The organism is Allobosea sp., assembly GCF_030695125.1.
GTDB lineage: Bacteria > Pseudomonadota > Alphaproteobacteria > Rhizobiales > Beijerinckiaceae > Allobosea.
In genome coordinates this window covers 1-7,564 of record NZ_JAUYTP010000059.1, presented here as the reverse complement: position 1 = coordinate 7,564, position 7,564 = coordinate 1, and the positions used below count along the sequence as shown (strand labels likewise).

The 7,564-nt window shown below is 71.3% G+C and carries 9 protein-coding genes; all 9 read left to right on the top strand.

Annotated elements, in window-relative coordinates; translation table 11 throughout:
- Positions 1-670 (top strand): hypothetical protein (locus tag Q8S38_RS18735; RefSeq protein WP_305681863.1); only part of this gene is annotated, 670 nt, incomplete at its 5' end.
- Positions 667-1,911 carry a phage baseplate assembly protein gene (locus Q8S38_RS18730; RefSeq protein ID WP_305681862.1) on the top strand — a complete coding sequence of 415 codons (1,245 nt, stop codon included), beginning with the start codon at positions 667-669 and terminating at the stop codon, positions 1,909-1,911. The genes Q8S38_RS18735 and Q8S38_RS18730, both read left to right, overlap by 4 nt.
- Before the next feature lie 16 nt (positions 1,912-1,927).
- On the top strand, positions 1,928-2,494 hold the full coding sequence (locus Q8S38_RS18725; RefSeq protein WP_305681861.1) for a phage baseplate assembly protein: 567 nt from the start codon (positions 1,928-1,930) through the stop codon (positions 2,492-2,494).
- A 58-nt stretch (positions 2,495-2,552) separates the two neighbouring features.
- Positions 2,553-3,014 carry a phage GP46 family protein gene (locus Q8S38_RS18720; RefSeq protein ID WP_305681860.1) on the top strand — a complete coding sequence of 154 codons (462 nt, stop codon included), beginning with the start codon at positions 2,553-2,555 and terminating at the stop codon, positions 3,012-3,014.
- A complete protein-coding gene (locus tag Q8S38_RS18715) occupies positions 3,014-4,114 on the top strand; it encodes a baseplate J/gp47 family protein (RefSeq protein ID WP_305681859.1) in 1,101 nt (366 codons plus the stop codon). The genes Q8S38_RS18720 and Q8S38_RS18715 overlap by 1 nt, the downstream gene beginning before the upstream one ends.
- Positions 4,111-4,713, top strand: coding sequence for a YmfQ family protein (locus tag Q8S38_RS18710; protein ID WP_305681858.1), 603 nt, complete (start codon positions 4,111-4,113; stop codon positions 4,711-4,713). Before Q8S38_RS18715 ends, Q8S38_RS18710 begins: the two co-directional genes overlap by 4 nt.
- 10 nt (positions 4,714-4,723) lie before the next feature.
- Positions 4,724-5,695: a hypothetical protein gene (locus Q8S38_RS18705; protein ID WP_305681857.1), complete on the top strand. Its 972-nt coding sequence runs from the start codon at positions 4,724-4,726 to the stop codon at positions 5,693-5,695.
- A 288-nt stretch (positions 5,696-5,983) separates the two neighbouring features.
- Complete coding sequence (locus tag Q8S38_RS18700; RefSeq protein ID WP_305681856.1) at positions 5,984-6,949, top strand: hypothetical protein; 966 nt, start codon at positions 5,984-5,986, stop codon at positions 6,947-6,949.
- 105 nt (positions 6,950-7,054) lie between these two features.
- On the top strand, positions 7,055-7,363 hold the full coding sequence (locus Q8S38_RS18695) for a hypothetical protein (RefSeq protein WP_305681855.1): 309 nt from the start codon (positions 7,055-7,057) through the stop codon (positions 7,361-7,363).
- Positions 7,364-7,564: the final 201 nt, after the last annotated feature.

Below are 7,564 nucleotides of genomic sequence, written 5' to 3'. Positions count from 1 at the left end.
GCTCGCGCTCGTCCCGGCCGGGGCCTTCGCCGGCGTCTCGCTCGCCTTCCGCCCGCAGCCGGCCCCGGGGCTCGGCCCGGGCGATTCCGCGCCGGCGATCGCGGTCGCGGATCCGCGCGCCGGCGCCACCCTGCTGACCGCGATCGCCGCCGATCTCGGCCGCCGCCTGCGGCCGGGCGAGCCGCCCGCGATCGCCGGGCTGGCGCCGCTCGACGCCACGGCGATCCCGACCTCGGCCACCGAGCGCGCCGTGCTGCTCGCCGCGGAGGCAGCCGCCCTGGCGGAGGCCGCCGGCCTCGTGCTGCTGATCCCCTTTGCCTCGCGGCAGGAGGCGGAAGGCCGCGCCGGGGCGCTGGACCTCGCCCTGCGCCGCGCGATGATGAGCGCGGCCGCACTCGCCCAGGAGCAGGCTGCGCCCGCCTCGGCTTTGTGGCGGGCGCTGGGCGAGGCCCGCTCGCGTCTCTCGCTCGACCTGTCGGAGACCGTCGGCCGGCTGCCCTCGGTGCGCCGGCTCGAGCCGCCGGCGCGCGGCTCCGCCCTGCTGCTCGCCCAGCACCTGGTCGGCGACGATCCCTCCGCCGTGATCGCCTTTGCCGCCGACATCGTCGCCCGCAACCGCCTGCGCCATCCGGCGATCCTGGGCGCCGACCCGGTCGAGGTGCTGCTGTGATCGCGGACGCGCCGACGCGCCGGATCCGGCTCTCGATCGACGGGCGCAACTTCGACCAGTTCGTGCGCGCAGATCTCGCCCATGATCTCAGCGAGCTGTCGGCGTCCTTCGAGCTGACCTGCCGGGACGAGGTCCGGGCGCAGCAGAGCTGGGATTATGCGACGCCGGTCGACGGCACCGGGCCGCTCGACTGGGGCAAGCGTTGCGAGATCTTCGTCGAGGGCGAGCTGTGGCTGATCGGCTGGATCGACGACGTCATGCCCGAGGCCTCGAACGGCCAGAGCTTCACCGTGATCAGCGGCCGCGACCTCACCGGCGACCTGGTCGACTGCCCGCCCGATCCGCGCGGCAAGCACGAATACCGCGACCTCTCCCTGACCGAGTTCGCCGAGAAGCTCTGCGCGCCCTTCGGCATCAAGGTCCGGGCCGAGACCGACGTCTCGCCCAATTTCGACAAGATGACGGTCGAGGCCGGCGAGACGGTGCTGTCGGCGATCGCCAAATATGCCAAGCAGCGCGGCGTTCTGGTCACCACCGACCGGGTCGGCACGCTCGTCATCACCCGCTCCGGCCAGGAGCGTGCCGCCGACGCGATCTCCTTCCCCGGCAACGTCACCCGCTCGCGCGGATCCTTCTCGGCCCGGGAGCGCTTCAGCGACTATTTCGTCAAGGGCCAGAGCGAGAAGAACGGCGGCAAGCGCGGCAAGACGCCGGCGCTCGACGCCAACGCCGAGCCGCTCGACACGGCGCCGACGCCGGCCGCGCCCGCCACCGACGATCCCCAGGACGTCCCCGAGGGCGCCGGCACGCTGGTGATGGGGCACGTCAAGGATCCCGAGGTGACGCGCTGGCGGCCCTTCATCGCCATGGCCAGGACCAAGGCCACCGCTTTCGATGCCCAGCGCCAGGCCGAATGGGAGATGCGCACCCGGCGCGGCAAGGGCGACAAGGAGGACTATGTCTATCGCGGCTACAGGGCCACCGGCGGGCTGTGGAAGCCCAACACCCTGTCGCGCGTGACCGATGCCTACGCCAATATCGACCGCGACATGCTGCTCGCCGGTGTCCGTCTGTCCTATGGCGAGCGCGGCGAGCGCACCTCGCTGCGCACGACCGGGCCGGAGGCTTACGACCTGCTGCCCGAGAACGACCGGCGCGCGACCAAGGGCTCCGGCAAGAGCGAGGGCAAGGCGAGCGCGGGCAAGGGCGGCAAGCTCGACGGCACCGCGAGGCCGCTATGACCGAGGCTTCGCTGTGATGGACGTGAAGGATCTCGTCCACGCCTTCCGCGGCATCGTCGCCCGCGCCGTCGTGCGCTCGACCAATGACGGCGGCGAGACGCAGGTTGCCAGCGTCACCACGCACCGCCATGTCGACCGCACCGATGTCGAGATCGTCCAGCCCTTCGGCTTCTCCTCGCGGGCGCCCGGCGGCGGCTCGATGGTCGTGCTGGCGGTCGGCGGCGACCAGGGCGATCTCGTCGGCCTGCCGGTGGCGGCGCCGGGCTCGCGGCTGGGCAACCTCGCCGAGGGCGAGGCGGCGATGCACAACGCCAAGGGCGATCGCAGCCATGTGAAAGCCGATGGCACGATCGAGACGATCTCGCGCCTTCGGGTCAAGACCAAGGTCAGGGACGTCACCGTCGAGGTCACGCAGGACCGCATCGTCGGCCGCCTGCGCGCCGGCAACGACGCGCCGCGCTTCGTCATCGCCGACGACCATGTCAAGCTGCGCTTCGGCGACCACTGGATCGCGGTCACCGATGCGGGCATCATCTGCTCGGTGGCGCCCGTCGTCGGGCCGGACCCAGACCCCTCCGCCTGAGCGCAGGCCCCGGCCTCGGTGCCTGTCCCGCCTTGCGCGCGCGCGTCAGTTTCGCGCCATGTCCTTTCTCGACGCCGCCCTGGTCTTCGACCCTGCGACCCGCCGCGCCGACCTGGTGCTGGGCGCCGACGGCGATCTCCTTCTCGACGACACCCCGGTCACGCCGATGCTGATCTCGCTGGGCACCGACCGGCGGGCGGAGCCCGACGACGAGCTGCCCTCAGGGATCGACGCACTCAACGCCGCGACGTCCTTCGTGGCGCGGCGCGGCTGGGTGGGCGACGCGCTCGACCGGCTCGGCCGCAGGATTGGCTGCCGGATCTGGCTGCTCGACCGCGCCAAGCAGACCGAGACGACGCGGCGCTTCGCCATCGTCTGGGCGGAGGAATCCCTGGGCTGGGCCGAGGTCGAGCTCGGCCGCCCGGCCGAGGTCTCCGCGCAGTGGCTCGGCCGCGGCACGCTGGCGCTGCGCTGCGCCATCGACGGCACGGCGGTCGAGCGCCGCCTCCAGGTGAGCTGATGCCGTTTCCGCTTCCCTCCCCCGAGCAGCTCGCCGAGGAGCAGGCCAACGAAATGGCGGCCGCGCTGAAGGCGCAGCGCCCCGACATCGACCCCCTGGCGATCGACCGGGCGGTGCGCTCAGAGAAGGGCCTGGTCGCCGCCCATGCCCGCGCCGATGCGCTGGGGCTCTACGGCGCCCATCTGCACCTGCGCTGGTGGGGCGACCAGTACATGCCCGACACGGCGGAAGCCGAGCACCTCGTCCGCCATGCCTCGATCTGGGGCGTCTATCGGCGCGAGGCGACCAAGGCTGTCGGCGTCGCCGTCTTCACCGGCGTGCCCGGGACGGCGGTTCCGATCGGGCTGCAGCTGCGCACGCCGGGCGGCGCGCTGGTCGAGACCTCCGCCGCCGGCGTCGTCGCGGGCGGCGGCACGGTCTCGCTGCCGGTCATCGCCACCGTCGGCGGCGAGGCGGCCAATGCCGCGGGCGGGCTTTCCCTGCCGATCGTCACCGCGCTCGCCGGGCTCGATCCGCAGAGCGCCACGCTCGATGCCGAGGGTCTCGCCGGCGGCGCGGAGGAGGAGGGCGACGTCTCGCTGCTGGAGCGGCTGCTCGAGGTCATCCGCGAGCCCGGCCATGGCGGCGCGGTCTTCGACTATCCGATCTGGGTCAAGAACAGCTTCGCCGCCAGCAAGGTCGAGACCATCCCCAACTGGGTCGGCCTGGGCAGCGTCGGCGTCGCCGTCGCGATGGGCACGGCGGCCGCGCCGCGCGTGCCGACCGCGCCCGAGATCGCCGCGATCGGCGGCCATCTCGAGTCCTTGCGGCCGGTGACGGCCGAGGTCCATGTCGTCGCCTATCTGCCGCTGCCGGTGGATTTCACCCTGACGGTCGAGCCCTACACGCTGGCCAACCGCGCCGCCGTCGAGGCCGCGCTCGCCGACCATTTCGCCCGCGAGGCCAGGATCGGCGGGCGGATGCCGCTGTCGCGGATCGCGGAATCGATCTCGGCCGCCAATGGCGAATACGCCCATGAGATGCCGACGCCTTCGGCCGACATCCTCCCGGCGCCGCGCGAGCTGCCGGTGCTGGGCGTCATCACCTGGGTCGCGCCATGAGCCGCTCGCGCGCGGATGTGCAGCGGGATCTCGTCGGGCTCGCCCCGCAGGGCTGGGTCTGGCCGCACAGCGCCCAGAACGCCCCCGAAAGCCAGTTTGAAACCCTGTTCAAACCGCTCGCAAAGGGCATCGCCGACATCGAGGCGCTGGCCGAGGCGATGATGGCCGAGATCGACCCGCGCACGGCGACGCTGCTGCTGCCGGATTTCGAGCGCGTGCTGGGACCGGACCCCTGCGGCCGCGACCCGTCCTCAATGTCGCTGGAGCAGCGCCGCCAGCTCGCCCACCAGCGCTGGACGGCGCGCGGCGGCGCCTCGATCCCCTATTTCGTGGCGCTCGCCGCCAAGCGCGGCGTCACCATCGCCATCGTCGAGAACCGCACGAGCCAGGCCGATGCGGCGGTGGCCGGCGACGAGCTGATCGAGAGCCCGGAGCAATTCGCCTGGACCGTCGAGCTGGCGCTGCTCGGCGAGACCGTCGCCAGGGCCGACGAATCCCAGGCCGGCGACCTGCTGCTCGACATCATCCTGTCCGACGTCGAATGCGACATCAGGAGGGCGAAACCCGCCCATACCGACGTCGCCTTCCGCTACATTTGAAGGGCGAGCCATGGACCGCATCATCGGCGTCAACACCATCGATCTCGGAGGCGGCCGCCGCGGCTTCCGGGGGAAGGACACGGTCGGCGGCATTCCCGGAACCGAGCTGGCGGCGACCTGGCACAATGCCGTCCAGGAATCGCTCGTCAGGTTGATCGAGCTGTGCGGCGGCACGCCGTCCAATGCCGACTTCACGCTGGTCGCCAAGGCGATCCAGTCCGGCGCGCTGAACTTCGCGGTGGCCACCGGCACGGCGAACGCCTGGGTCATCGACCTGCCGCTGGCGCCGCTCGCCTATGCGGCGGGGCTGCCGCTCGAGGTGATCGCGCCGGCGACCAACACCGCGACGACGGTCAACGCCAATGTCGAGGGGCTGGGCAACCGGCGGATCAAGCGGCGCGACGGCACGGACCCCGCGATCGGCGACATCATCGGCGGCACGGCCTATCCGATGCTCGACGACGGAACCAACCTGCGGATCCTGACGCCGCTGCCCAGCGACATCGTCGCGGCGCAGCGGGCGGCGCCGACCTATGGCCTCGAGGCGGCGTCGGCCACCAACACCATCGCCTCGGCCGGGTTCCCGGCTTCGCTGATCTCGGTCTATGGCAGCGTCGTCAACGGGCTGGCGGCCTCGACCTTCACCGGCGGCATCCTCACCATCGCCGCCGCCGATGCCGGGCTCTATTCCCTGTCGGCCCTGCTCACCACCAACATGCCGAAGGCGGGGGCGTCGGGCACGGCGGCGACCTATGCGGCCACCCTCTACATCGACCGTTCCACGGATGGCGGCGCGACCTATCTCAGCCAGGCGGCGGGCCAGACGACGTCGAGCTCGGTCTCGATCCTCGGGCCCTTCCTCGCGGCATCGGCGACCGTGCGGCTCGCCGCCGGCGACAAGATCCGCGCATCGGGCGGGCACAATGCCGGCGTGTCGCTGAACATGCCGGTCGCGCTGACCGCCGTCCTGGTCGGTCGCTGAGTCTCTGCAATCGTCACCTCACAGGGGAGCAAATGCTGCGGCGGCCGTTGAACCCGGTCGACAAAAATGGTTCAACCACATCGGGCCTGAGAACCCGACAAGCCAGCGACCGTCGAGCCGATCTTTTTCGTCCGGCGGTCGCACATCTGGCCTTCGAGGCCGGGGTCGATCGTGATGTCCAGGGCGAAAGCCTAAAGACGGTCGGCACGTACGCTTGCGTGTTCTCAGCCCCCGGCTGCCGGTCCGTTACCGGCGCGGCCCTGAGAAGCCGTTGCAAGCGGGTCCATCATGACAGGACGTATTCGCGCCGCCCTCGCGGCCGCGCTGCTGTGCCTCGCCGTCTTTCCCTTCCACCCTGCATCGGCCGCACCCGGCCAGGTCGTCACCCGGTTCATGGGCGCCGAGCGGGAGATCCTCCAGCCTATCGCGGCCACGCCGACGATCGCCTGGGCGCCGCAGCTCGTCTTCCAGCCCGGCTACTACAGCCATAACGGGCTGGTCTACGACCTGACCCGGCCGGGGCACTATGTCTTCTTCAACCCGATGGTGAACACGACGCGGATGACGGTCGCTGCCGGCGATCCGGTCGCGCTTCTCAGCGCGGCGGCCTGGCTGACCAGCTTCGGCGACAATGACGAGCGGCTGGGCGGCGAAAGCGTCGCGGCCTTCGTCGCCCGGATGTCGACGAAGGCGCGCACCAGCAAGCTCAGGCTGCTCTGCGGCAACACGATCGAGCTGACCATCGGCGCGCTGCTGGCGGGATCGGGCGTGCCGCATCGCACCGTGCGCTTCCTGACGATGGAGACACCCAACAACCATGTCGACGGGCATATCGCGGTCGAGGTCGCGATCGCCGGCCAATGGGTGCTGGCGGATGTCTCGCTCAACACGATGTTCCGCGACGCCGGCGGGGCGCGGCTTTCGGCCCGCGATTCCGTCGCGGCCCTGGCCTCCGACGGGTTCAGCTACGAGCTGCTGGCGGTGGACGGCTACGCGATCGAGACCGCGGGAGCCTATGGCTTCGACGCCACCGGCTATGCCGAGACGATGCTGCTGACGGATGCCGACCGGCGCGCCTGGCACCGCCGGATCTTCCAGGCGGTGGGCATCGACCGGCTCGATGGCGACGGCGTGACGCGGACCTACTGGAAGCTGCCGGCCGGCTCGGGATCGCGCAAGGCCTGGGTCGAGGGCCTGTCGCCGCTCTGGAGGGTGATCCCGGCGGCCGAGTGGGACGCCGCCTTCTACCCCTGAGGCCCCGAGTTCGGGGCGTCCCGCGATCCGGCCAATGCCTGCATACCATGCTTCGGCGGCGCCGGCACCCTCCAGGCGCGCCCCTCAGCACCGGGACCCGCGATCATGACCACCGCCCGCGCCGACCTCATCACCATCGGCGGCTCCTGGAGCCCCAATGACGAGATGCCCGCCGTCTCCGCCTTCGGCACCGGCGCCACCCTGGCCAACGTCGCGGGCGATGCCGAGCTGGTGGCGTCGGCAGCCGACCTCGACCGGCGCTACCTGGTCCACGCCGAAGGCGGCCAGATCTGGGTCTCGATCGCTGGCGCAGCGTCGACCGAGCCGCGCGGCTTCCTGGCTTCCGGCAAATCCGTCCTGATCAACCTGCGCAGGGGCCAGAGCATCCGCGTCGCGGCCGCGAACCTGACCTGATGTTTCCGAGGGCGCGCAGCTTCCGGGACGGCCAAATACTGTCGGGAGGGCCGTTCGACCTTGGCACGGGTGGGGTGTCGTCGATCTTCAACCTGAAGGCTTCGAACACGGTCAACCTGCGAACCGGGCTGCGGAACGTCATCAACCAGACCGCAGACGCTGCAATCGTCGCGCAGGGGGACAGCACGGATCGTGCTAAGG